The following is a 26,765-nucleotide window of genomic DNA, read 5'->3' on the forward strand; positions in this document are numbered from 1 at the left end:
TTTTTTTTGTTTTTTTAGGAATTTTTAAAAATAATGCACCAAATTTAGTAGAAAATACTAGTTCTACAACTAATTCACTAAGATATTATGCATACATAGTATTTTTTATTTAAATTTTAAGAATTCTAAGACTGTCTCCAAAAATTCCGTTGGATTTTCAGCGTGTAACCAATGTCCTGAATTAGAGATTTCTTTGATCATCGAGTTAGGAAATTGCGTTAATATACGATTCTCATCATCCGTTGTTATGTAGTTAGATTTTTCCCCTTTAAGAAAAAGAGTTTTACCCAAATACCTAGCATCCTCTGGTAATTCTTTCCCTATTTCAGAAGCATTTTGAATCAAACCATTCAAATTCATGCGCAATCCTAGTTCCCCTTTTTCTTTCCAAAACAAGTTTTTCATTAAAAACATGCGTACTCCTGCATCCTGCACATAACCACTTAATGCATGATCCACTGCTCCTCTATTCTTTAATATATCAAAATCCAAAGAACTTAACCCATCTAATATATCTTGATGATGTAATGGATAGTACTTTGGTCCTATATCTGCTATAATTAATTTTTTAAGCATTTCTGGATATTTTGAAGCAAAAAACATGGCAGTTTTACCTCCCATAGAATGTCCAACGAGTGTTATCTCCTTTAAATCATTATTATTACAATATTCCACCAAATCCAAGGACAAAAGCTCATAACTAAACGTATCACTATGAGGACTTCGGCCATGGTTTCTTTGATCTATCAAATGCATCTGATAACCATACGTAGATATTTTTTTTGCAAGAGTTTTCCAGTTATCTCCCATTCCTAAAAATCCATGTAAGATCACAAATGGTTTTCCTTCTCCAAATACATTAGCATGTAACTTCATCTATCCAACTATTATTTAAGTTTATGTAAATACATATTTACAACATTCTCTAATCCAAGATATAAGGACTCACTTATCAATGCATGGCCAATAGAAACTTCTAACAACCCAGGAATATTATCCTTAAAAAATTTAATATTATCCAATGAAAGATCATGACCAGCATTAACCCCTATTCCCAGATCTGTTGCTAATTCAGCACATGCTGCATAAGGTTTAATGGAATCAAGGTTTCCTTTATGATATTGTGAGGCGAAAGTTTCGGTATATAGTTCTATTCTATCTGCACCTGTTTCTTTAGCTCCCTCAATCATATTTTTAACTGGGTCAACAAAAATTGAAGTCCTAATATCATTTCTTCTAAATTCTGATATAACTTCTTGCAAAAACTCTTTGTGTTCTAAAGTATCCCATCCTGCATTACTTGTGATCGCATCTACTGCGTCAGGAACTAGTGTTACTTGAGTAGGTTTTACAGAAAGCACAAGATCTACAAATTTTGGTATTGGATTTCCTTCAATATTATATTCTGTATGTACAATAGGTTTTAAATCATATGCATCCTGATATCTAATATGTCTTTCATCTGGTCTTGGATGAATAGTAATTCCTTCTCCTCCAAAATCCTGAATATCAGAAGCGACCTTAAGTAAGTCTGGAGTATTCCCTCCACGAGAATTGCGTAATGTTGCTATTTTATTGACATTAACACTTAACTTTGTCATAGTTTTTGATATAACTTTAATAAAAAACAAAAATACGAACTTGAGAACGCCTTAGTTACATATTTTTGATTAATTTGCATAAAAGCCCCCAGTAAATATGAAGACAAGTTTATACATAGTAAATGAAATAGAACCTCTAGCCACAAAGGCGAAAGTAGTGGATGCGCAATTATTATTTAACGAACTTACATACACTCATTTTCCTGTTTTGAAGGATAACACCTATATAGGATGTATATCAGAAGCAGATATCAGATGCTTTGAAACAGAAAAAACATTAGAGTCTTATCAATATGCATTGGAAGGTTTTTATGTAAGAAATGATGCCAATTGGTTGGATGTTCTTGAATCTTTTGCCCAAAACCATTCTAATATTATGCCCGTATTAGATGATGATAATAATTATCAAGGATATTTTGAGCTAAGAGATATCATGAATTTATTTAATGAAACTCCTTTTTTAAGCGAACCTGGTAACATTTTGATTGTTGAAAAAGGTGTATTAGATTATTCTTTTAGTGAGGTTGCACAAATTGTTGAATCCAATAATGCCAAACTACTAGGTTTATTTATTTCTAATATGGAAAATGATGTAATTCAAATTACTCTAAAAATAAATGATAGTGACATTAATAATATCGTTCAAACATTTAGAAGATATAGTTACAATATAGTATCTAAACACCATGAAGACTCCTTCTTGAATAATCTTAAGGAGAGGTCGCAATATTTGGAAAAATATCTAAATATATAACACCAACTAAAATCAAAATAAATCATAATGAAGATAGGTATATACGGCCAGTTTTATCATGAAAAATCTGGAATATACATCCAACAACTATTAGAAGCATTGGATAAAAACAATATCGAGGTTGTCATCGAAAAAAATTTTCTTGAACTTATTGATCTTCATGATGATATTGACAAAAGTTATTCCCACTTCAGCACTTTTGAAGAATTAGATCATTCTTATGATCTATTTTTTAGTATTGGAGGAGATGGGACAATTTTAAAAACTATTACCTATGTGCGAGATTTAGGCATCCCAATCGCAGGAATCAATACTGGAAGATTAGGTTTTTTAGCTACAATCCAAAAAGAAGAGATACAAGACACTATTGATCTTATTCTAGATAAAAAATTTTACATCTCCCCTAGAAGTATTGTTACTATAGAAACATTACCTCAAACAGAAGAGTTTGGAGTATTAAATTTTGCAATGAACGAAATTGCAGTTAGTAGACGAAATACAACCTCTATGATTACTGTGCACACAAGTCTTAATGAAGAATTTCTAACCTCATATTGGGCTGACGGACTCATTGTTTCTACTCCTACAGGCTCTACGGGATATTCATTAAGCTGTGGTGGACCAGTCATGATGCCTGATGCAGAAAGCATGGTATTGACACCAATTGCACCACATAATCTTAATGCAAGACCTTTAGTAATTCCTGATGATCAAGAAATCAAATTACAAATCTCAGGAAGAGAAGATAATTACTTGGTATCCTTAGACTCCAGAGTACATACATTACCCAATGAAACCACGGTAATAATTAAAAAAGCTCCTTTTAAGATTAATATGGTCGTTTTGGAAGGTGATAGTTTTATGAAAACCTTGCGAAAAAAAATGCTTTGGGGAGAAGATAAACGCAATTAAACAATAAATTCTACTAAAAAGTGTTTTTTAATTCATACTATTTTACTCAAATTCTTGTGTAGTAAAGTTAATTGTTATATTTGCAAACTTTTGAAAATCTATGAGATACTTAGCATCCTTTGTATTAATTTTGTTTTTTGGGCAATTTATCAACGCGCAAACCTACGAAGTAGGGTTGATGGTTGGTGGTTCTAATTATATCGGAGATGTGGGATCTACCTACTATATTTCTCCAAATGATTTTGCCATTGGCGCCATTGGTAAATGGAATCGTAGTAAGAGACATGCTTTTAGGGCTTCTTTTTTATATGCAGAATTAAATGCAGACGATGCCAAAGGTGATGAAAGAAGACAGGCAAGAGGTTTAAGTTTCAATAACTCAGTTAAAGAACTATCCGTAGGATTAGAATTCAACTTCTGGGATTGGTACTTATACGATAGCCAACCACAGTTTACTCCTTATCTATATACAGGTATTACTGGGTTTAACTATGGTGCTCAAGCAGTAGATATTAACAATCAAATTAGCGCATATAGTGATAAATGGAATTTTGCAATACCTATGGTAGTTGGTGTAAAAAAAACCATAGGCAGACACTGGGTATTAGGTGCAGAAATTGGTGCAAGATATACATTCACTGATAATTTGGATGGAAGTGATCCAGACAGTGCATTTGGAAACGGATTTGGTAATTTGGATAATAATGATTGGTATGTATTTACTGGCATAACGTTATCCTTTACATGGGGTAGAATACCATGTTATTGTGCATTCTAAAAAAATGATTAATAAAGAACAACTCAATTCTAATATTCCTAAACATGTCGCCATTATTATGGATGGTAATGGACGATGGGCAAAAAAGAAAGGTCTTTTTAGAGCGGTTGGCCATGAAAATGGAACAAAAGCTGTTAGGGAAGCTGTGGAAAGTGCAGCCGAAATAGGAATAAAATACCTTACCTTATATGCTTTTTCTACCGAAAATTGGAACAGACCTAAGTTAGAAGTAGAAACATTAATGAGGCTTTTAGTAAGCTCATTAAAAAAAGAAATAAAAACGCTTCAAAAAAATAATATTCGCCTGAATGCTATTGGAAACTTACAAGCGTTACCAGAAAAGGCTAGAAAAGAATTACTGGAAGTTATAGAAAAGACTAAGGATAACGACCATATGACCCTTTCTTTGGCACTTAGTTATGGCAGTCGAGAAGAGCTAATAAAAACTATCCAAGAAATAAGCATTAAAGTTAAAAATAATGTACTTTCGCCACATCTTATAAATGAAGCAGTCATTAATAAGCATTTGTATACCAAAAGCCTGCCAGATGTAGATTTATTAATACGTACTAGTGGAGAACAACGTATCAGTAATTTCTTATTATGGCAGATTGCGTATGCAGAATTATATTTTACTGAAATATTATGGCCTGATTTTAAAAAAACGGATTTATTTGAGGCCATTTTAAATTATCAACAAAGAGAGAGAAGATTTGGAAAAACTAGTGAGCAGCTTAGTTAAAAAGATGACAAAAAAATTACCTATTACGTATTTAGCATTCATTGCATTTTTAATAAATACAGTATTACTTTCAGCACAAAGCATACCTGGCGCAAACGGAAAAGAATATATCATTGGAGATATTGAGGTAACAGGAATAACAACATATAGTAAAAATACTGTTATTACTTTTACAGGTCTTAAGAAAGGAGAACGTATTCTTCTTCCTGGTGATCGTATTAGTCAAATCATAAAAAAGCTTTGGGGTCTTGAATTATTCAGTGATATTAACTTCTACATTACTAAAGTAGAAGGTGATATTGCACATCTGGAAATAAATATTCAGGAAGTCCCTGAATTAAATCAAGCTCGTATAGAAGGCGTAAAAAAGCGTAAGGCGGAAGATTTAGTTAAAGACAACAGTCTTAACCCAGGATCTAAGGTTACTGAAAATCTCATTACTACAACACGTAACTTTATTACCAATAAATACCGCAAGGATGGGTTTCTTAATACAAAGGTGATTATCAACACAACACCTGTTAAGGATACAGTTCCTACCAATAAAGTAAATATGTTGGTTCGAATTGATAAAGGAGATCGTGTAAAGGTAGATAAGATTGAAATCCAAGGAAATACTCAATTTTCTGATAACAAGGTTAGATCTTCTATGAAGAATACCAAGCGTAGAAAATTCTGGAGAATATGGAAGCGATCTAAATATATTAAAAGTGATTACCAAGAAGATAAGGAAAGTATCATTAGTAAATATAAAGAGAAAGGATACAGAGATGCTCGTATTGTATCAGATTCACTAATTGTAGAAGATGACAATAGCGTGTCATTAAGCCTTAATATCGAAGAAGGTAATAAATATTATTTTGGAGATATCAAGTTCTTAGGAAATAGTGTATATACAGACAGACAACTTGCACGACAATTAGTGATCAAAAAAGGAGATGTATATAATGGTGTACTTCTTGAAAAACAGATTGCTGATAACACCAAACCAGATGCAAATGATCTTACCAATTTATACCAAAATAATGGGTATTTGTTTTCTAACATTGATCCTGTAGAAACCAATGTAAAAAATGATACAATTGATTTTGAAATCAGAATACGCGAAGGTAAACTAGTACATTTTGATCACATTACGGTAACAGGAAATGACAAGACCAACGATCACGTAGTATATAGAATCCTAAGAACTAAACCAGGACAAGTATATAGTAAAGATTTAGTAGTAAGAACTGTTAGAGAAATAGGTCAATTGGGATTCTTTGATCCAGAGCAATTAGAACCACAATTTAAAAATGCCAATCCACAAGCTGGAACTATTGATATTAACTATCCTGTTGTAGAAAAAGGAGCCAGTCAAATTGAGCTTCAAGGTGGTTTTGGTGGTGGAGGTTTTGTTGGAACACTTGGTTTAGCTTTCAGCAACTTTTCTATCAGAAACATTTTTAACAAAGAAGCCTATAGCCCGCTTCCAATGGGAGATGGTCAAACGCTTCGAGTAAGAGCTCAAGCTAGTCAGTTTTTCCAAACATATAGTTTATCCTTTGTAGAACCTTGGTTAGGAGGAAAAAGACCTTTCCAGCTTTCTACATCCTTTTCACATACGATTCAATTTTTATTTAATCAAAGAACAAGAGATGTAGATAGAGATAGTAAATTCCTTATTACTGGAGGATCTATCGGTATCGCGAAAAGATTAAATTGGCCTGACAATTACTTTACTTTGTCACAGGCTGTAAGTATTCAACATTATAATCTTAAAAATTACAATACGAGATTATTTACCTTTGGTGATGGTTCTTCTAACAATTTGGCATATACTATTGGTATCAATAGAAACAATACTGCAATAAATCCAATATTCCCAACATCTGGATCTGAATTCAATCTTGTTGCTAAGCTTTCTTTACCTTATTCTATTTGGGATGGCACTGATTATAGTGAATTAGCTCAAGAAAGAAGTGATTTGCTAGCAGAACAAGAAAATTTAGTAAATACTGATCCTACTAATTCCAGAATAGGTGAGATAAGTACTGAAATTGGTGAGATTGACCAAGAAAGATTCGATTGGTTAGAATATTATAAAATTAAGTTCGATGCTACCTGGTATACTACATTGGCCAAAATAGGAAAACAACCACTAGTATTAAGAACAAGAGCGGAATACGGTTTTCTTGGTGCATACAATAATGACAGAGGAAATATTCCTTTTGAGAGATTTTTCCTTGGTGGAGATGGATTAGGAGCTACAAGTCTAGACGGAAGAGAGGTTGTAGCCCTTAGAGGATATGAAAATCAATCTTTAATACCACTTAGTAGAGCAAATGACCCAGATTTTGTTGAAGATGGGGCAACAATTTATAATAAATATTCGTTAGAGCTTCGTTATCCTATAACTCTAAAACCATCAGCCTCTATTTATATGTTGGCGTTTTTAGAAGGAGGAGCATCTTATGATAGCTTTAGAGGGTTTAATCCATTCCAATTAAATCGTTCTGCTGGAGCAGGTTTACGTATCTTTATGCCAGCCTTTGGATTGTTAGGTATTGATTTCGGATACGGTTTTGACCCAATTCCAGGTACAACAGGAAGTAATGGATGGGAAACTCACTTTATCATAGGACAACAATTTTAATTTTGGCACGATTATTTCTATAAACAAAACAGGATTATGAAAACAAAAGTTCTTTTAGTATTAGCAGCTATCCTTTGGTTATCTTTCTCCAATTCTGCAGAAGCACAAAAAGGCATTAGAGTAGGATATATTGATATGGATTATATCTTAGAAAATGTCCCTGAGTATAATGAAGCTTCAGCCGAGCTGGAAACCAAAGTACAAAAATGGAAAGTAGAGATTGAAGCTGAGTTAAAGGAAGTAGAACAAATGAGAAAAGATCTCAATAATGAACGTGTACTGCTTACCAAAGAACTTATTGAAGAAAGAGAAGAAGATATTTTCTTTAAGGAAAAAGAAATCCTGGAATATCAACAAAAAAGATTTGGTCCGAATGGAGATTTATTTATCCAGAAAAAAAGACTAGTACAGCCAGTACAAGATCAAGTTTTTGTTGCAGTTCAAGAAGTGGCAAAAAATAAAAACTATGATTTTATCTTTGATAAATCTGCAGACCTAGTAATGCTGTATTCTGCTGACAGACATGATGTAAGTGATCAGGTATTATTAAGAATAAACAGAGCATCAAAGAGAAAGCAAATAAATAGTAAAAAAGAGAAGAAAGCTTTAGAGCGTGCTGAAAAAAGAAATAGCGAGCAAGAAAGAGAAGTAACAGATCGAGAGAAAGCAACTTCTAAGAAACAAGCTGAAAGAGAAAAATTATTAGCCGAAAGAAAAGCTACTAGAGATTCTTTAAGAGCGGCTAAGAAAAAAGAATTTGAAGAGAGAAGAGCTAAACTTTTAGCAGCTCAAAAAAGAAAAAGAGACTCTATTAAAGCTTTAAAAGAGCAATTAGAAAATAATGAAGCACCGTCTAATGATGACAATGGTGAGGCAAACGAAAATGAAGATAATTAGAGAAATTAATTTTTAAATTTATAACACACTTAATATTACTTAAAATGAAAAAGTTTAGAACCCTATTAGTAGCTTGTGCATTAATCCTAGGAGCATCAAGTTTCGTAAATGCGCAATCAAAAGTAGCTCATATTGCATCTCAAGAGCTTGTGGAAGCAATGCCTGCTTTTAAAGCTGCCAAGAGTGAAATTGAAAAGCTAAACAAGACATACGAAGCTGAAATCAGAAATATGGTTTTAGAGCTACAGAATACAATGAAGAAATATCAAGCTGAAGCTCCTACCAAGACTGAAGATGAGAATGCTAAAAGAGCACAAGAAGTTCAAACTACTGAGAAGAGTATTGGAGACTACAGACAAAATGCTTTACAAGATCTTCAGAAAAAAGAAATCGAATTACTTAAACCAATCTACGAAAGCGCTCGTGTTTCTATACAGAAAGTAGCAAGAGCTCAAGGATTTAATTATGTATTAGATTCTACTACTGGAACAGGAGTTATCCTTGCAGATGGTAAAGATCTTATGGCAGATGTAAAAAAGGATTTAGGTATCTAGAAAATTACAATCAATACGATTGAAAAATAATAAAAAAACAGTGAGGTTCGATTCTCACTGTTTTTTTTATTTTTGGAATAATACTATCTCTCAATTATGGACAACAAAGCAATAGGTATTTTTGATTCTGGTGTTGGTGGAACTTCCATATGGAAAGAAATTGCTATTGCGCTTCCAAACGAAAATACCATCTATCTGGCAGATAGTAAATATGCTCCATATGGTAAAAGAAATAAGGATGAAATCATAGCCTTAAGTATTAAAAACACTAAAAAACTTCTGGAATTAAATTCTAAGATCGTTGTAGTTGCTTGTAATACAGCTACTACGAATGCTATAAAAGTACTTAGAGAACAGTTTGATGTTCCTTTTATAGGTATCGAACCTGCTATAAAACCAGCCGCTCTTAATACCAAAACACAAAAAGTAGGTGTCCTAGCTACCAAAGGTACTCTATCAAGTGAGCTCTTTGCTAAAACCTCAGATTTATATGCTAATACAATCGAAGTTATAGAAGTAATTGGCACTGGATTAGTAGAACTAATTGAAAAAGGTAGCATCCACACTCCCGAAATGATCGCTTTATTAGAATCATACATACAACCATTAATACAAAAAAATATTGATTATCTAGTATTGGGATGTAGCCATTATCCTTATTTAATACCTACTCTTAGAAAGATGCTCCCAAAGCATATTATTATCATAGATTCTGGTGAAGCTGTAGCTAAACAAACTGGTGTAATTCTATCTCAAAACGATCTTCTAAGTAAGAGTTCTAAAAAAGGGACTCATACATTTTTCACCAATGGAACCTTAGACGTTTTGCAGCAAATCCTAAAAGACAGTGCTATTTCTTCAACTTCACAATACTTAAAATTTTAGTTTTTTGTAGGAATTTAACTTCTTATACTACTTTGATTCTGTTAAAAACAGGCTTATTGGCGAATTCTTAACAATCCTTGACGTTATTTAAGCTCTTTTTTTCTTTTATTTGATAACATGTTGATTGTTAATATTTTACAACAACAAAGCACTAGTAACACCTTTTACCCCTATTTGTAATTATGAAAAAAAGCATCATAACGCTTTTTGGTTTATGTTTTGTTACCTTGACCATTGCGCAAAACAATGTCAAGATCGATGGAAGATTAAAACCACATTTGGATACATTTTTTGAATATTGTAAGGAATACAATATAGAATATCATGATAAATTATTTGAGCTTAAAAATATTGATATCGTAGATACACTTTACCTTACTCCTAAGTCCTCTACCTTAGGAATGTTGACCAGAGATAAAAACAACAACGTAGAAAACATAGTAATCAACTGGGTAGTTCTTTTGGATGAAGAAATTTTAAAAGTGGTTGCCTTTCATGAATTTGCACACTACTTTTTAGAATATGAAAAACATATTTGTGATGATTGCGGAAAAATAATGGCTGTTGTTAATACTAGCTATTTTGACATAGCGAAAGATTGGGATAATCAAGTAGAAATATTATTTAAAGATTCTCCTATATTGAAAAAACGCAAAACAGTTGCCTTTTTTAATCAAAAAAACAGACAAAGCTCTTTAACAAATTAACCTTTATTTAAAATAATCCAATAAAATTCCTTTTTTAGAAGAAGAAACCATCAGCTCTTTTCCAGAAGATAATTGTACACTACCTCCTTTACCTTTTTTATATCGTACGATTGAATTTATGTTGACCAAATAACTTTTATGTATCCTAACAAATCCATGATCTGTTAGAGAATTTTCAAAATATTTTAAAGTTTTACTAACCAATTTTTGACCTTGGTTAAGGAATATTTTTGTGTAATTATCATCTGCCTGGCAATACAAGATATCAGCAATATTTAACACCTCAAAACCATCTTGTTGAGGTATTGTGATCTTACCTTCTACATTAGGATTCATCTTTGGAGTTAAAACTTTATCCTGAAGTTCTTTTTCTCGTTCCTTTATATGACTCACATGATCTACAGCTTTGATTAAATTATCAATGGCTATCGGTTTTAACAAGTAATATGTTGCTTGTGCATTTAAGGCATCCACAGCGTAATGATCATAGGCAGTTACAAATACGGTTTCAAATGTACGATCTGGCACTTGCTCTAATAAATCAAAAGCATTGCCATAAGGCATCTCTACATCAAGGAACAGTAGGTCAGGATCATTAGATTCTAAAAGTTCCAATGTTTCTTGAACACTAGCAGCCTCTCCTAACACCTCAACCGATGGGCAATATTTTTTTAAATAATTTTTTAAGATCGCTCGGCTATTTGCTTCGTCATCAACTACAATTGCGGATAATTTCACGGTTTTAAGTTTATTAATGTGTTATTACTATTGTTTTTGTATAATATTAAATTGCCTTAATACATTTAAGCATCTCTTTTAAGAGTCAATTTTACCTGGGTTCCTTCTTCATTATCTGATAAGTCAGAAACAAAAACATCTACTCTATCCTTATACATTTCATTGAGAATTGAAATCCTCTTTTTAATATTACTCATTCCCTGAGATTTTTGCTTCTTTTGATTTTCAGTTTTTAACTCCTTAGATTTCTCTCTTCCTATTCCATTATCCGTGATCATTATCTCTAAACTCTCACTTGAAACCTTATTGAAATTAATTGACAACAATCCTTTATCAGATTTGTAGCGCAATCCATGCCATACTGCATTTTCTACATATGGTTGTAGTAACATTGGTGGGATCATATATTCATTGATATCAATCTCTGGATCTACATTTATTTCATATTCAAATTTATCTTGAAATCTAAAATGTTCTAATTGCACATATAATCCTAATAATTCAATTTCCTTTTCTAAAGGAATAAAATCCTCCTCGCTATTCTCTAAAACAGCTCGCATCAATAATGAAAAATCCGTAAGGTATCGATTTGCCGCGCGCTCATCACTTGTTGCAATAAAAGTATTTACAGAATTCAAGGCATTAAAAATAAAATGAGGATTCATCTGAGAACGTAGGGATTTTAATGCCAAAAGGTTATTTGCATATTTTTGTTGTTTCATATTTCGATACATCAAATATCCTGCAAAAAGTAATACTACCATAAGCCCGATAAGGGAGTATATTATAATTTTTTGCTGACCAGCTAATTCCTGTGATGCAAAAGCAAGCTTATACCTACTTTCATTCAGTTCTCTATCTTTTTCTAGTGTAGTTATACGATTTGCTTTTTGAGCTAATTCTCTACTAAATCTGGTAGCCTGCGAAATTTCTTGTTCTTTTTGAAGATATAATTTATCAACAATAACTTCATACTCTTCAAAAGCTTCAGAGGCCTTTTTAAGTTCTCCTTTTTCCCGAAATACTTCTCCTAGTTTACGAGTTGCATCTTTCTGAACCACTAAATCATTTTCTGATGCCGCTTTTTTAATACTTTCCTCTAGATACGGTATTGCTTCATCATATTCTTCTTGTGCTGCAAAAGCATTGGCTATTTTATAGTTCTGTACCTGAGACGTAATTGCACGATCTTCTACATTACTTCCATCGGGTATAATAGTGTCTTTTTTTCCTTTATTAAGCTCATTAGTACTTTCAATTTCCTGAATATCTTCCAGAGCTTCCTTTCGTAATTGTATCTCCTTATCAAAGCTGTTATTCTTACTATAAAAATCTGCTGCTTTTGCCCTTTGTCTTGCTGATGATTTTTTACTTCTTTGACTTGCCAATTGTACAGAATTTCCTATATATTCCTCTGCATCATCAAGATTTCCTTGTTCTTGAAGGACTTCTCCTAACTTAGAGTTTAATTCAATAATTACATCTTCATATTTTTTTTTCTCTGCCAATGTCAGTGCTTTATTATAATTTTGCACTGCATTTGTTTCATCTCCTAATGCTTTATAACCATCTCCTAACCCTTCATATGTCTTTACTTTTTGTAGAGAACTAAGTCGGGATTTTAATAATTGATTAAAGGTGTTTATCGCATTTTGATAGTTCTCATTCTCTAATTGAGCGCACCCTAACTTGATTTTTACATCTTTATCAAATTTATTATTGATACTATTTAGATAGTTATCCTCGGCAAGATCTGGTTGTTTCCAATAACTATATATATCAGCCAAGGTTTCATATAATTCGGCTTTTTTCTTATCAGCAGATCTATCATCATCTCTAATCGTTTCGAGTGCCTTTGTTACATAATCTATACTCGTTGAAGCATCTTTTTTAAGATTTATTTTTGCAGCATTAAAATTCCGTAAATACGAAGATTCTCTCTTTTTTTCGGCACGACGAGTAGCTGCAGATTCAGCAGGATTCTCTTCTACTAAAACATCAATTCTCTGATCATCTTCTATCGTATAATTCTTTGTAAAAAAACTATCATGACTAATGATCAACTCATCTCCTACTCTTGCTTTAATTTCAAAATATCCATATACATCAGTATTAACTGTTCCCTTACCTAGAACTCTTATTTCTACATCTTTAATTCCCTTATGGGTACTTTTCTCTTTAACAGAACCTTTAATAACCATAGCTCTTTCCTGACTATGTCCTAACATCGGGATAAGCCATAATAGTACTATTATCAATACAGTCTTCTTCATCATATTTGGTTTCATCAAGGTAAACTTAATCCATTTATATCGGATAATAAAATTAGAATTTCTACATAACGCTCAGTTTTAATGATTCTAAGCACTATTTGAGCACTTTCCCTAATTCATACACCTTTTTTACTCATTTATAATAAACACTCCCTCATTATAGATTTTTATCCTAAAAACTTCCATTTAGTTTTAGCTAAAATTTAAAAAAAGCAACAATTATGAAGACAGTATATTTATGGAGTTTATTATGCTTATTGGTTATTCCTATCTCATGCAATGCAAAAAATCATAGCAAGTCTGAATTAGCATTTCGGACCGAGAAATCACATCAGATTTACACATCCAAAACTGATCCCAATACAAAAAACATTCAAGTCGCACTATTATTAGATACTAGTAATAGTATGGATGGTCTTATTGATCAAGCCAAAGCACAATTATGGGAAATTGTAAATGAGCTATCCTATGCAAAATGTGGCCATTATAAAATTAAGCTTCAGATTGCATTATATGAGTATGGCAATGATAGACTGCCATCAAAAGAAGGCTATATAAGACAAGTGTTGCCTTTCTCTGAAGATTTGGATGAAATATCAAAGGAGCTTTTTGGATTGACTACCAATGGAGGTAATGAATATTGTGGTAAGGTAATTAACACTTCGATTAATCAGTTAGATTGGAAAAAAAACAACGATCATCTAAAACTAATTTTCATTGCTGGAAACGAGCCTTTTACGCAAGGTCCTCTAAATTATAAAGATGCAGCAACTGATGCTATGGAAAAAGATATAACAGTTAATACCATTTTCTGTGGTAATTATAGACAAGGTATTGAAACCATGTGGAAAGATGGGGCGGATATTACTAATGGAGAGTACAGTGCTATTGATCACAATAGAGAAACCATTCATATCGCTACACCATATGATGATATTATCCTTCAATTAAACCAAAAACTTAACAAAACGTATATCTATTATGGAAGTCAAGGTTCTAAAAAAATGAGCCTACAGGCAGAACAAGATAGTAATGCCAGGTCCTATAGTGAAGCGAACGCAGTGAGTAGAACAATAAGTAAAAGCTCTGGGTTCTATAAAAACAAAAGTTGGGATCTTGTAGATGCAGCTGAAGATGAAAATTTTGAACTAGAAGAAGTAGCAAAAGAGCAGTTACCAAAAGAACTAAAGGGTAAATCTAAAGCAGAATTAAAAAAACACATTTCAGAGAAAAGCAACGAGCGAAAAGAGATTCAGAAAAAAATACAGGAGCTAAACAAGAAACGTATAGATTATATTAAAAGTAACAGTAAAAAAGATGAATCTAACTTAGAAGCAGCACTTATAAATGCTATAAAAACTCAAGGTAGACAAAAATCTTTTAGCTGGGAAAAATAACAAAAAACTAATACGATGAAAATAATTAGAATTACATTATTTACTTTATTTATTCCATTAGTAGCAATGTCTCAAGAAAATAAAGAATTACAGCAATCAAAAGTAGATTATGAATCTTTTTTAGAAATCTCTGAAGAAGTCCACAACTATAGGGAATCCAGATTAATCCCCTTAGAACAATTTCTGGGTTTCAGTAAAGATTCTTCTACTATCTTACTAGACACTAGGTCCGAAAAAGCATATAGAAAAAAACATCTTAAAGGAGCGGTGCATTTAAATTTTTCAGATTTCACAGAAGGAAAGCTGGCAAAATTAATACCTAATAAAGAAACTCGTATTTTAATTTATTGCAATAACAACATTGATGGAGATAGTATCAATTTTGCAACAAAAATGATTCCGTTAGCATTAAACATTCCAACGTTTATCAACTTATATGGGTATGGATATCATAATATTTATGAATTATCATCATTGGTACCAATACAAGATAATAGATTAGAATTTACAGGCACAGAAGTAGAATAAAAAAAGGGCTGACTTAATAAAAGTCAGCCCTTAAGTTTTATATGAGTTTATTTGCAGATCAATTATTAACAGCAGGACAATTACAGTTCCAACGTTCTTTACGTTTTCCGAAATCATATCCTAAAGTTAATTGATGAAAACCTCCGTTACTTAGTACTACAGAATTAGATTGGTAACTATATGTATACCCAACCATCCAGTTTTTATAATTTATACCAAGAAATGGAGTAATATATTGTAGTTTTTGACTTTCTATTTCAACTCCCGTTTGAGAAAACTCTGCTCCATCAAAACTTCTTCTATATGATAATCCTCCCCATAATGTAGCAAGTTCTCCAAATCTTCTATACACCTTCATATTAGCATCGATACTACTCTCCTGAGTTTGATCTGTTGCTTGGTAAAGTAAAGATGGTTCTAAACTCCAAGGACCATTACCCAAACCAAATACATAACCTAAAGAGAAAATGTATCTCCTTTGATTATTAGAATCACGTATCGTTGCAAAGTCATCAGTGTTATCAAATGCATCTCTTGCAGCGGGCAATAAGTTTTTAACTGTAATATGAGCATACCAATCAAGATAATGATAAGACACTCCCACATCAACATTAAAATATGCATCTTTTTGTACTTGATTGAATTCAATCGCAGGATCAGGATCTGCAGGATCAAAAAGATCTCTTACATCGACATTAGATTGTATAAATGCGCCACTCATACCAAAAGATAGCATATTAAGATCTGTACGATCTCTAGAAAACAATAAGTGGTAAGCAAAAGTAGCATATACTCCAGTCTGCGTAAAACGACCATTTTCATCTCTATAAATAATTCCTCCAAGACCTACTTTATCTCCAGTTCTAAAATTGATATTCGCAGATTGAGTACTTGGTGCATTATCCACATCAAACCACTGTTTTCTTGCAGTAAGTCTTATCTTATTTGCATTAGAAGCTCCTGCCATTGCTGGATGAACCAAGTATAAATTATCTGATAGATAATCAGCATAAACTGGTATTCCTTCCTGAGAAAAAACAAATTGTGAGATCAGTACAGCAACCAATAAATAATATTTCTTCAAATTCATTATAGGCATTACGTTTTTTAAAAAAGGAAAAACTAGGTTAATTATTTCAATATAAACTGTTTAATCCCGCTTATATTGTGGGGCTTTAATATTTCTTTTCCCAAATAAAAATATTATTTATTGCCGGCATCAAATATATAAATTTTTACCAGAACACAACTTTTTGCCCCAGTATTAAAACATTCTTAATGGTATAAACCCTACTATTATGGAGTTACTTTTTAGTAAATTTGCCAAAAATATGATTATGGAAAAGAATTTTGAGATAAAGATAGAACCAACTTCTAATTCTAGCATTATAAAATTTGAAGCAAATTATTTTTTGACTCAACATACCAGCTATGAATTTGAAAATATAGATCACGCTAAAAATTCTCCTCTAGCGCAGCAACTATTTTATCTACCTTTTGTAAAAAGAGTATTTATCGCACAAAATTTTATCGCTATTGATAAATTTGATATTGTAGAATGGGCAGATGTTCAGGATGAAGTTGCAGCACAAATAAAAGAATATCTAAGCAGTGGAGCACCTATTATTAACGAATCTGATGTTTCTAAAAAAGTAGCTATTACTATTTATGCGGAAAGCACACCTAACCCTGCAGTTCTTAAATTTGTTGCTAATAAAAAGTTAGTTACCAGTGGCCATGAATTTAAAAGCATTGACGATACTAAGGAAGCCCCTTTAGCCGAAAAACTGTTTCATTTCCCCTTTGTAAAAGAAGTATATATTGACGAGAACTATATCTCTATTAGTAAATATGACATGGCAGATTGGAATGAAATCACTTTAGAGATTAGAGAATTTCTAAGAGAATATCTGGAGCAAGGAAAAGAAGTTTTATCTGCAAACGCTACAGCATCCAGAAGTCAAGCTAGTAAACAAGCTGATGTAGATTTCGAAAAACTAGATGACACTTCTAAAGATATTGTAAATATTATAGAAGAGTATATTAAACCTGCGGTTGCCAGTGATGGAGGAAATATTATGTTTGATTCTTATAACCCTGATAGCAAAATAGTAAAAGTAATTTTACAAGGAGCTTGTAGTGGATGTCCTTCATCTACATTCACACTAAAAAATGGAATAGAAAACATGTTAAAAGAAATGCTGAAAGATAAAGTAGAATCTGTAGAAGCTATAAATGGGTAATTCATCGAATTATCTATAATTATATCGAAAAAGCCATATAAATAATAGTAGTAGTTATTAAAAAAAGATAAAACTATCTCGTATCTTAGAGAACCTTTTATAAAATATTAACCAAAAAATTATTAAAATGGCAATTGTTAAAGTAATTGAAGTAATAGCAACCTCAGAAAAAGGTTGGGAAGATGCAGCTAGAAATGGAGTAAAAGAAGCTGGTAAAACAGTAAAAAACATCAGATCTGCTTGGGTCTCTGATCAAAAAATGATTATTAAGGATAATGAAATTAAAGAGTTTAGAGTTATTCTTAAAATATCTTTTGAGATAAATTAACAATTTATTTGTTTTTTATAAAAAGCATCTCAATATTGTTGAGATGCTTTTTATATTTTTAGGCATTACTAAAAACACTTTTAAAGTGAAATATTTATTTCTTCTCATATTATCACTACTATTTACCACCTGTATTAGTCAAAACAAGGAGCTCATGAAACAACATGCTTACACTAACGATCTTATCCACGAAACCAGCCCTTACCTTTTGCAGCATGCACATAATCCAGTAGATTGGAAACCATGGGGAGAAAAGGCATTAAAAGAAGCCAAAGAGAAAAACAAACTAATTATTGTTAGTATTGGGTATGCAGCTTGTCATTGGTGTCATGTTATGGAACATGAAAGCTTTGAAGATCCTCAGATCGCAGCGCTTATGAATGCTAACTACATAAATATAAAGGTAGATCGAGAAGAACGACCAGATGTGGATCAAGTGTATATGACCGCTGTACAGCTAATGACTGGTAGTGGTGGTTGGCCACTTAATATGGTTACTCTTCCTGATGGAAGACCTGTTTGGGGAGGTACTTATTTCCCAAAAGGAAAATGGGCAGAAGCTTTAAAACAAATTTCGAATTTATATGATACGCAACCCAATAAACTTATAGAATACGCAGAAAAACTAGAACAAGGGATTAAAGCCGTAGATATTGTTGATATCAATACTGACGAAATTAGTTTTGAAAATAATTTTATTGAGAAATCCGTGAAAGAATGGAGCACTAATTTTGATCATCAAAAAGGAGGGACCAAACGTGTTCCTAAATTTATGATGCCAAACAATTATCAATTTTTACTTAGATATGCCTATCAAAGTAAGGATGACACATTAATGGAATATGTAACCAATACACTTACAAAAATTTCCTATGGCGGAGTATATGATCATGTAGGTGGAGGATTTGCTAGATATTCCACTGATGATAAGTGGCATGTTCCTCATTTTGAAAAAATGTTATATGATAATGCGCAATTAGTGAGTTTATATTCAGATGCGTATCTGGTAACAAAAGATTTGTGGTATAAAGATGTCGTATATGAAACTCTAGAATTTGTTTCCAGAGAACTAACGAGTAAAGATGGTGCATTCTATTCGTCCCTTGATGCAGATAGTAATACGTCTTCTGGTGAACTCGAAGAGGGTGCTTTTTATGTTTGGACAAAAGAACAACTTGCCTCTTTATTAGGAAGTGATTATGATTTATTTTCTAAATATTACAATATAAATTCTTATGGTTTTTGGGAAAAAGGAAATTATGTACTAATTAGAAAAGATGATGATAACATCTTTTCTAAAGAACATAACATTGCTATTGATGAATTGGATAAAAAAGTTAAAGAATGGAAAACTATACTACTATCTGAAAGAGAAAAACGTTCCAGACCAAGGCTTGATGACAAAACTCTAACTTCTTGGAACGCTCTTATGTTAAAAGGGTATCTGGATGCATATCGCGTATTTGGTGATCAAAAATTTTTGGACATAGCGTTACGTAATGCCAATTTTATTAAAGATAAACAACTACAATCTGATAACTCGTTATTGCACAATTATAAAGAAGGAAAAAGTACTATTAACGGATATCTAGAGGATTATGCTGCCGTGATAGAAGCTTTTCTTGCTGTATATCAAAATACGTTTGACCAGCAATGGTTAGATCTTTCAGAAAAACTCGCTCAATATTCATTCGATCACTTCTATGATGAAAAGAAGAGTTTATTCTATTTTACTTCTGATTTAGATCCAAAACTCATTACTCGAACCATTGAGCATACAGATAATGTGATTCCAGCCTCCAATTCTATCATGGCTAAAAACTTATTCTTATTGTATCACTATACAGATAACAAAGAATATCTAAGCGCTAGTAAACAAATGCTTCATAATATCAAACCACAAATTGAAAAGTATGCTTCGGGATATTCTAATTGGTTAGATCTTATGCTTAATTACTCTGATAAGTTTTATGAAATTGTAGTAGTTGGTGATGAATTGTATTCAAAAACGAAAACATTAAACACCACCTACATTCCTAATAAATTATTAGCTGGTAGTACATCACCATCCGAATTACCTTTACTAAACGGTCGATTTTCGGAAAATAAAACTCTAATTTATATCTGTGTAGACAATGCATGTAAATACCCTGTAGACAATGTAAATCAAGCACTTAAATTTATTGATTAGAGATTTTTCTTACAAAATTACATCGTTTTCGCTATGCTTTTTACTGTTTTACCATAAAAAAAAGGTGTTATATATTCAACAAAACTCTCTTTTTTCGAATAATACACGATCGAAAAACTAAATCCTTTATTAAATCGACAAAAATATTGCATTAAATCCATCATTTTTGTATTTAATCTTATGTTTCTTTATATTTATTTCACCTAAATCGATATGCCGTGAGAAAAATACTACAATTTTTATTTTTAGTAATGTCGCCTGTTTTGTTTGCGCAACTTCCGCAATCTTTATTAAAACCGACCAAGAGAATAAGTACATTTGACGAGTACGATGGTTCTATTTATAAAACCTTACGTTACAAGCAAGCAAGTGTAATTGATGAGAAATCTGGAACCTTTGATGCCAAACTTAGGTACAATACGTATGCCGATGCATTAGAATTTAAAAAAAGTTCAAATATATTTGAGCTCGTTAAAAGTCCTACTGCCCATGCCAGAATAGATGGAGATTATTATTATTATTGTGAATTTAGAACACAAAGAGGTTTAAAAAGACATGGATATTATGTCCTTGTTGAATTAAATGAGCGTTATAGAATTTACAAGAAGTACTCAGCAAAAATTATAGATCCCGAGAAAAGAGGATCAGCTAGTGGCACAGCAACACCTGGTAAAGTCCAAACGATAACTAAATACTATCTTGAAGAAAGAGGGGTTATAATGGAATTACCAATGAATAAAAAAGAAATTCTATCTACACTTGGTGATAAAGAAGAGGAACTGAAAATTTATATTAAAAAAGAAAAAATAAAGGTTAGAAAAGAAGAAGATCTTATACGTCTTGTATCGCGTTATAATGCTTTAAAAAGTAGCGATACTCAATCTAGGAGTCTTTTAAGTACTCGATCCAGAAGAGATTAAAACTCTACAAATATTATAAAAAAAAGCCATCTTAAAATAAGATGGCTTTTTTATTAATTATGGATAAGCCATAGTACTCTTATGTTACTTTTTTATCAGTTTTTTTATGTTAAAACAGTATTTAATCTATGTTTTATGCCTTTAATCGAAATATTTTTATATATTAGCGTTATAAATAAATTTCGCTATGAGAAATATACTACAACTAATGATCTTTTTGACGGCTTCTACCGTATTGGCTCAGTTACCACAAGAATTATTAAAAACAGCACAAAAAACAGATGTATTTGATTCATATGTAGGATCTGTATACACAAATAAAAAATATCAGAATGCAAGTATAATTGCAGAAAAAACAGGAACATTTGATGCTCCTGTAAGATATAACATCTTTAATGATGCACTGGAATATACTGAAGGTTCTAAGTTATATGAGATTGTTAAAACACCTACTACTCATGTAAGAATTGGTAATGATTATTTTTACTACTGTAATTTTAAAAATGAGCGAGGTTTTAATAACCATGGATACTTTGTTCTTGTAGAGTTAAATGAACAATACAGAATATACAAAAAGTATGATCTCAAGATAATAGAACCTAAAGCCATGGATGCTAATACAGGTTCTGCTCAAATAGGTAAAATAAAAGCTATTGAAACATATTATTTAGAGGAAAATGGAACTGCTATAGTCTTACCAACTAAAAAGAGTGAAATATTAGCTATGTTTTCCGACAAGAAAGATGAGCTAAAAGATTATATTAAGAAAGAAAAAATAAAAGTTAGAAAAGCAGATGATTTAGTAAAACTTGTATCTAAATATAATGCATTAAAAAACATCGATGCTAACCCGTCACGAAGTCTTTTAAGTAATAGGGCTCAAAATAACTAACATCCTCGTAATCCCTATTCAAAAATTTATCATACCCCACAATTACCATCTCCATTGCAGATGGTAATTTTTTTGTAATAAACTCTGCGTTTGAGTGAGTACAAATTTCAGAAAATTTAGCAACACCGTTTCCTATAAAATATACTTTGTTCTGTTGCAAATACTCCTCGAAAGAAGTTTCTGATAGAATTTCTGCTTCTGTTGCTCTAATCTGTATATGATCATTAGAGAAAACTGCAGAATACACTTCCATTCTTCTGGCATCGATCATTGGTACTATATAACCATCCGTAGATCTTACCTGCAACGCTAGTGCATGTAAAGTAGGCACAGAAATTAACGGGATATCTAGACCATAACACAATCCCTTAGCTGCAGAAACGCCAATTCTTAATCCTGTATAAGAACCAGGGCCTTTACTTACAGCAATGGCACTAAGATCCTTAAAACTTATCCCTGCTTCATTGATAACATTATCTATAAACTGATGTAAACGTTCTGCGTGGGAGTATTTTGTATCATAATCTTCTTTGGATACAACGATCTGGTTATCCTTAGCCAATGCAACTGAACAATTGGTTGTTGAAGTTTCTATACAAAGAATATAGGCCATCCTTTAAAAAAATTTAGGCAAAGATAACCCAATTTAAGTAATTATTCTTCTGTCTTTTTTGGAGTTTTAGTAGTTATCTTATCTCCAGTTTTCAATGTTTTAGTAACAATATTATATGGCCCAGTAATTACCTCTTCACCCTCAGCCAAACCTTGAGTGATTTCGATATTACTATCGTCCTGAATTCCACTTTTAACCACTCTTAATCGAGCAACTCCTCCATCTTTAATATATACACATTCGAATTTCTCATCAGACTCCTTCAGTTTTTCTTTTGTGTACGATCTTTTAACAGTACTAGAAGTATCACTCTTAATCACAATAGCACTTATAGGGATTCCTACAACATCTACTCGTTTATTTGTAATAACATCAACCGTAGCCGTCATTCCTGGTCTAAAAGGAGAATAATTCTGCGGTTTATCTTTTACCAAGTCCTGATAAGACTCTTCAAGAATACGAACTTTAACTCTAAAATTTGTTACTTGATCTGCACTCAATGTATTTTCTGCAGAGTTCGCAATTTCGGTCACTAATCCTTTAAATTCTTTTTTAAGATATGCATCAACTTCAACAATTGTAGAATCTCCTAGAGATATTTTTACAATATCATTCTCATTGACATCAACTTCAACCTCCATATTGCTAAGATTAGCAACTCTCATAATCTCTGTCCCTGCCATCTGCTGGGTTCCCACTACTCTTTCTCCTAATTCTACCGATAGTTTAGAAATCGTACCGCTCATTGGAGCATAAATTGTAGTTCTATTGAGGTTATCTTTTGCTTCATTGACAGAAGCTTGTGCACTTCTTACATTATAAAAAGCCGATTGTTTAGAGGCTTCTGCTACTTCAAAAGCCGATACTGCTCTATCCCAATCTGCTTTAGAAATTACACCTTTATCAAACAACCCTTTGTTACGTTCATAGCTTAATTTTGCTTCTTTTAAACTTGCTTCTGCCTGTTGCAATCCAGCTCTTACATTTTCTAACGCAGCTTGTGACCTATTTAACCCTGATTGTATAATATCTGGATTAATACGAACTAAAAGATCTCCTTTATTTACCTGTTGCCCTTCTTTAACAGGAAGCTCTATGATTTCTCCAGATACTTCAGAAGAAAGCTTAACTTCTACTTCAGGTTGAATTTTTCCTGTGGCAGACACAGTTTCAATGATATCTATTTTTTCAATTTTAGATATTTCAACTTCTCTTATATTTCCATCTTTACCAAACCATCCTGCCTTCTTCCCGAAGACCAGTCCAATAACTAAAATAACAACAATGATTAAAATGATTAGTAAAGTTTTTCTACTCATGACTTATATAAAAAAATTAGTTCTATTGTATGAAATTACAATCTTTTTGCTTAGTAGCCTCAACAGAACGCTACTTATTTATAGTTTAATATCTGCTAGTTTTATACCAAAATAAAGTTCTAATACTTTTATTTTAAATATATAATCAAATTTTGCTTGCACCAAATTACTCTGCGCATTCTCTAATCTAAACTTGGATTGACTAAAATCAAATGCATTGGTTAATCCTACATCATATCTATCCTTTGCGTATTCATAAGCTCTCTCTTGGGCTTTCACTGCTACTTGAGAAGCTTCATAAGCTTCTGCAGAACCTTTGGCATCTACGTAAGCCTGATATACATTACTATCTAAATCTAGCTCTGCTTGTTCCAATTGAAAAGCAGTACGCTTTACATTGATTTTACTTCTTTTTACGTTATTTCTTGTTGCAAAACCATTAAAAATTGGCACTGAAAGCGATAAGCCGTAAGAAAGTGCATCATTATTATACAATTGCTCAATAAATGGTGTTGGTCCTGCTTCTTGTAAAAGCAAATTAGGTCTATTAGAAAACACGGTTGCTCCCGTACCATCCACAGTACCTATAGGATTAAATGGAGTAACAGGATCAATTCCTATTACTTCAAATGTATTTGTCCCAACTTCACTTGTATTATAACCAAAAGAACCACTTAATGTTGGATAATAAGCACCTCTTGCTATTTGTAAATCTTTTTCTGCAATTAATTTATTCTGTTCTGCAATTTGCACCTCATATCTCGATTCTCTTGCTGTAGATCTTATTTCTTCTATAGATTTGTTTAATATAGATGCAGATGGCACCAAATATTCCTGCTCTGCAATATCAAACTTTTCATAATCTTTAATCAATAATGTTTGTGCCAAACTAACACGTGCAATTAAAACTGCATTTTCTGCTTGTACAATACGAGTTAATTCATCTGCAGAAGTGGCTTCAATTTCAAAAATATCTCCTTCTGGCAATACTCCAGCTTCGACAAGGTCTCTGGTTCTTTTTAATTGCTCTAATGTAATATCATGTTGCTTTTCTATTACAGTGAGCGCCTCTTTATTTAATAAAACCTGTAAATAGCTATTGGCTACAAAAAGGGCAATATCATCTTTGGACTTACCAAGATTATACTGACTAAGTAATTTATTTAATTTTGCTCTTTGATATTGCTTCACGTTTCTTAAACCATCGAACAAAGTTATTCCAACACTTACATTATAAGAAGAACTTCTAAAAGTTTGTGTACTATTCGTATTTGTAATCGGATCCGTAGCTAGACCTGACCTCCAAAAATTTGAAGCTTGGGCATTCAATGAAGGTAGAAAATTACCTAATGCATCACTTTTATCAATTGCTGCATTATCTACATTAAGTGCTGATTGTTTGATCGCTATATTATTTTCTAAAGCATATTCTACACATTCTCTTAATGTCCACTTTTTTTCTTGTGCCTGAATAGCCAATATCCCAAAGAGGGCACAGCATATAATCGAAATTTTAATTTTCATCTGTTTTTCTCTATTTTTTTAAAAGGTCAGATGGAATTCACCAAAAAAAAGCCTTTGCAAATTATAGCAAACTGTTCTTGGTTCATTTCATAATACCTATATGTATATTATTGATTGATGTTGTTACACTTATTTTTAAAAAAAATTGTGATTTTATTAATATGCCTATGCTGAGGGCAAAAATAGACATTAAAATTTTAGTAGTTTATTTAGTTTTGATTTCCTTCAGGGTCCTTTTTAATTGGCTCCGTTTTATTCCACACTTTTATATCATCATTTTCAGTAACTCCTGATAATATCTCCACGTTAATCCCATCAGACAAACCAATTTCTACATCTTTTCTTTCAAACTCCTGATCTCCTGTTTTTATTTCTACATAAGGATCTTCGGTTTTTTTATCAAACTGTAATAATGCTTCTTTAATAGCCAGAATGTCTTCTTTAATATCTAGAACAATGGAAGCATTGGCACTATAACCCGCTCTCACAAAATACGCATCATCTAAAAATACTTCTCCTTCAATTTTAAATTGTACTGCTCCTTGTTCTTCATTTCCTTTAGGTGCAATAAACTTAAGTTTTGCATCAAACTCTTTATCTCTAATAGCTCCTAAGCTAACTTTAAGCGGCATATCGATTTTAAGTTTACTTACTTCTGCTTCATCCACTTTACCTTCAAAAATCATCTTATTAAGATCTGCAATAGTTGCAATTGAAGTTCCTGCATTGAAATTATTACTTTCGATAACCTGATCTCCTTCTTTTACTGGGATTTCAAGAATAGTACCTGATACTGTTGCTCTGATATTGGTATTTGCAGAAGAAGATCCTCCTGCAGACCCCAAACGTATTATTTGAAGATCGCTTTGCGCATTAGAAACGTCTTGCTTGGCTTGATTATATCGTAATTCTATCGCATTAAAATCCTGACTGGAGATCACACCTTTATCAAAAAGTGCTTTATTTCTATCATATTCTGTCTTAGAATTATTTAGTACTATTTGCGTGTTTTTAACGCGTCCTCTTGCACTATTTAAAGATTGTTCATTTGGCACTACCTTTACTTTGGCAATTAAATCTCCCGTTTTTATCGCGTCTCCTTCTTCCACGAATATTTTTTCAATAATTCCAGATATTTGTGGTTTAATTTCTACTTCATCTTCAGGGATTACTTTTCCAGTAGCTACTGTCTTTTCTTCAATGGATGTTTTAAAAGCTTTTTCGGTCGTAAACACTATAGGTGATTTACTATTTGAATCTATAAGATACTTACCTGAAAAACCTAGTAAGGCTATAAAAACTACGATTAATAAAATTTTAAAAAACTTCTTCAT

At 32.1% G+C, this 26,765-nt stretch carries 25 protein-coding genes; 16 read left to right on the forward strand and 9 right to left on the reverse strand.

The window, feature by feature from the left end; all coding sequences use genetic code 11:
* Positions 1 to 105: 105 nt before the first annotated feature.
* Positions 106 to 876, reverse strand: coding sequence for an alpha/beta fold hydrolase (locus tag QBK95_RS06835; protein ID WP_280931915.1), 771 nt, complete (start codon positions 874 to 876; stop codon positions 106 to 108).
* An 11-nt stretch (positions 877 to 887) separates the two neighbouring features.
* Entirely contained in the window at positions 888 to 1,601 is a 714-nt protein-coding gene (locus QBK95_RS06840) for a pyridoxine 5'-phosphate synthase (RefSeq protein ID WP_280931917.1), read from the reverse strand.
* A 97-nt stretch (positions 1,602 to 1,698) separates the two neighbouring features.
* Here QBK95_RS06840 and QBK95_RS06845 point away from each other — a divergent pair, with 97 nt between their 5' ends.
* The 9 genes from QBK95_RS06845 to QBK95_RS06885 all read left to right on the forward strand — a co-directional run bounded on the left by QBK95_RS06845 (position 1,699) and on the right by QBK95_RS06885 (position 10,465).
* Positions 1,699 to 2,355, forward strand: a complete 657-nt coding sequence (locus tag QBK95_RS06845; RefSeq protein WP_280931919.1) for a CBS domain-containing protein — start codon at positions 1,699 to 1,701, stop codon at positions 2,353 to 2,355.
* Positions 2,356 to 2,382: 27 nt separating this feature from the next.
* Complete coding sequence (locus QBK95_RS06850; RefSeq protein WP_280931921.1) at positions 2,383 to 3,267, forward strand: NAD kinase; 885 nt, start codon at positions 2,383 to 2,385, stop codon at positions 3,265 to 3,267.
* Positions 3,268 to 3,367: 100 nt separating this feature from the next.
* Entirely contained in the window at positions 3,368 to 4,045 is a 678-nt protein-coding gene (gene porG, locus QBK95_RS06855; RefSeq protein ID WP_280931923.1) for a type IX secretion system protein PorG, read from the forward strand.
* Between the two features lie 4 nt (positions 4,046 to 4,049).
* On the forward strand, positions 4,050 to 4,787 hold the full coding sequence (gene uppS / locus QBK95_RS06860; protein WP_280932295.1) for an undecaprenyl pyrophosphate synthase: 738 nt from the start codon (positions 4,050 to 4,052) through the stop codon (positions 4,785 to 4,787).
* Between the two features lie 4 nt (positions 4,788 to 4,791).
* Positions 4,792 to 7,422 (forward strand): outer membrane protein assembly factor BamA, encoded by a 2,631-nt coding sequence (gene bamA, locus QBK95_RS06865; protein WP_280931925.1) that lies wholly within the window; start codon positions 4,792 to 4,794, stop codon positions 7,420 to 7,422.
* Positions 7,423 to 7,458: 36 nt separating this feature from the next.
* Positions 7,459 to 8,319 (forward strand): OmpH/Skp family outer membrane protein, encoded by an 861-nt coding sequence (locus QBK95_RS06870; RefSeq protein WP_280931927.1) that lies wholly within the window; start codon positions 7,459 to 7,461, stop codon positions 8,317 to 8,319.
* Positions 8,320 to 8,363: 44 nt separating this feature from the next.
* Positions 8,364 to 8,873: an OmpH/Skp family outer membrane protein gene (locus QBK95_RS06875; RefSeq protein WP_280931929.1), complete on the forward strand. Its 510-nt coding sequence runs from the start codon at positions 8,364 to 8,366 to the stop codon at positions 8,871 to 8,873.
* 96 nt (positions 8,874 to 8,969) lie between these two features.
* A complete protein-coding gene (gene murI / locus QBK95_RS06880; protein WP_280931931.1) occupies positions 8,970 to 9,758 on the forward strand; it encodes a glutamate racemase in 789 nt (262 codons plus the stop codon).
* A 182-nt stretch (positions 9,759 to 9,940) separates the two neighbouring features.
* Positions 9,941 to 10,465, forward strand: a complete 525-nt coding sequence (locus QBK95_RS06885; protein ID WP_280931934.1) for a hypothetical protein — start codon at positions 9,941 to 9,943, stop codon at positions 10,463 to 10,465.
* A 3-nt stretch (positions 10,466 to 10,468) separates the two neighbouring features.
* Here the strand turns inward: QBK95_RS06885 and QBK95_RS06890 are convergent, their stop codons facing one another.
* Positions 10,469 to 11,203 carry a LytR/AlgR family response regulator transcription factor gene (locus QBK95_RS06890; protein WP_280931936.1) on the reverse strand — a complete coding sequence of 245 codons (735 nt, stop codon included), beginning with the start codon at positions 11,201 to 11,203 and terminating at the stop codon, positions 10,469 to 10,471.
* Positions 11,204 to 11,268: 65 nt separating this feature from the next.
* The gene (locus QBK95_RS06895) at positions 11,269 to 13,476 is read right to left on the reverse strand and encodes a histidine kinase (protein ID WP_280931938.1); all 2,208 of its coding nucleotides are present in this window, start codon (positions 13,474 to 13,476) and stop codon (positions 11,269 to 11,271) included.
* 221 nt (positions 13,477 to 13,697) lie between these two features.
* Between QBK95_RS06895 and QBK95_RS06900 the strand changes: the two genes are divergently transcribed.
* Both QBK95_RS06900 and QBK95_RS06905 read left to right on the forward strand, forming a co-directional pair.
* Positions 13,698 to 14,873: a vWA domain-containing protein gene (locus QBK95_RS06900; protein WP_280931939.1), complete on the forward strand. Its 1,176-nt coding sequence runs from the start codon at positions 13,698 to 13,700 to the stop codon at positions 14,871 to 14,873.
* Between the two features lie 15 nt (positions 14,874 to 14,888).
* Positions 14,889 to 15,401, forward strand: coding sequence for a rhodanese-like domain-containing protein (locus tag QBK95_RS06905; RefSeq protein ID WP_280931941.1), 513 nt, complete (start codon positions 14,889 to 14,891; stop codon positions 15,399 to 15,401).
* A gap of 58 nt (positions 15,402 to 15,459) precedes the next feature.
* Here the strand turns inward: QBK95_RS06905 and QBK95_RS06910 are convergent, their stop codons facing one another.
* Complete coding sequence (locus tag QBK95_RS06910; protein ID WP_280931943.1) at positions 15,460 to 16,491, reverse strand: PorP/SprF family type IX secretion system membrane protein; 1,032 nt, start codon at positions 16,489 to 16,491, stop codon at positions 15,460 to 15,462.
* Positions 16,492 to 16,699: 208 nt separating this feature from the next.
* Here QBK95_RS06910 and QBK95_RS06915 point away from each other — a divergent pair, with 208 nt between their 5' ends.
* The 5 genes from QBK95_RS06915 (at position 16,700) to QBK95_RS06935 (ending at position 21,975) form a co-directional block, all read left to right on the forward strand.
* Positions 16,700 to 17,644 (forward strand): NifU family protein, encoded by a 945-nt coding sequence (locus QBK95_RS06915; protein WP_280931946.1) that lies wholly within the window; start codon positions 16,700 to 16,702, stop codon positions 17,642 to 17,644.
* Between the two features lie 127 nt (positions 17,645 to 17,771).
* Positions 17,772 to 17,972, forward strand: coding sequence for a dodecin family protein (locus QBK95_RS06920; RefSeq protein ID WP_280931948.1), 201 nt, complete (start codon positions 17,772 to 17,774; stop codon positions 17,970 to 17,972).
* A 154-nt stretch (positions 17,973 to 18,126) separates the two neighbouring features.
* Positions 18,127 to 20,163 (forward strand): thioredoxin domain-containing protein, encoded by a 2,037-nt coding sequence (locus QBK95_RS06925; RefSeq protein WP_280931949.1) that lies wholly within the window; start codon positions 18,127 to 18,129, stop codon positions 20,161 to 20,163.
* Positions 20,164 to 20,381: 218 nt separating this feature from the next.
* A complete protein-coding gene (locus QBK95_RS06930) occupies positions 20,382 to 21,083 on the forward strand; it encodes a hypothetical protein (protein ID WP_280931951.1) in 702 nt (233 codons plus the stop codon).
* A gap of 187 nt (positions 21,084 to 21,270) precedes the next feature.
* Positions 21,271 to 21,975, forward strand: coding sequence for a hypothetical protein (locus tag QBK95_RS06935; RefSeq protein ID WP_280931953.1), 705 nt, complete (start codon positions 21,271 to 21,273; stop codon positions 21,973 to 21,975).
* Here QBK95_RS06935 and tsaB read toward each other — a convergent pair.
* The 4 genes from tsaB to QBK95_RS06955 all read right to left on the reverse strand — a co-directional run bounded on the left by tsaB (position 21,929) and on the right by QBK95_RS06955 (position 26,765).
* Positions 21,929 to 22,588 carry a tRNA (adenosine(37)-N6)-threonylcarbamoyltransferase complex dimerization subunit type 1 TsaB gene (tsaB, locus tag QBK95_RS06940; protein WP_280931955.1) on the reverse strand — a complete coding sequence of 220 codons (660 nt, stop codon included), beginning with the start codon at positions 22,586 to 22,588 and terminating at the stop codon, positions 21,929 to 21,931. The genes QBK95_RS06935 and tsaB overlap by 47 nt on opposite strands.
* Before the next feature lie 41 nt (positions 22,589 to 22,629).
* Positions 22,630 to 23,907, reverse strand: coding sequence for an efflux RND transporter periplasmic adaptor subunit (locus tag QBK95_RS06945; protein WP_280931956.1), 1,278 nt, complete (start codon positions 23,905 to 23,907; stop codon positions 22,630 to 22,632).
* Between the two features lie 78 nt (positions 23,908 to 23,985).
* Positions 23,986 to 25,431: a TolC family protein gene (locus tag QBK95_RS06950; RefSeq protein ID WP_280931958.1), complete on the reverse strand. Its 1,446-nt coding sequence runs from the start codon at positions 25,429 to 25,431 to the stop codon at positions 23,986 to 23,988.
* Positions 25,432 to 25,640: 209 nt separating this feature from the next.
* Positions 25,641 to 26,765 (reverse strand): efflux RND transporter periplasmic adaptor subunit, encoded by a 1,125-nt coding sequence (locus QBK95_RS06955; RefSeq protein ID WP_280931960.1) that lies wholly within the window; start codon positions 26,763 to 26,765, stop codon positions 25,641 to 25,643.

This window comes from Aquimarina mycalae (assembly GCF_029906345.1).
Classification (GTDB): domain Bacteria; phylum Bacteroidota; class Bacteroidia; order Flavobacteriales; family Flavobacteriaceae; genus Aquimarina.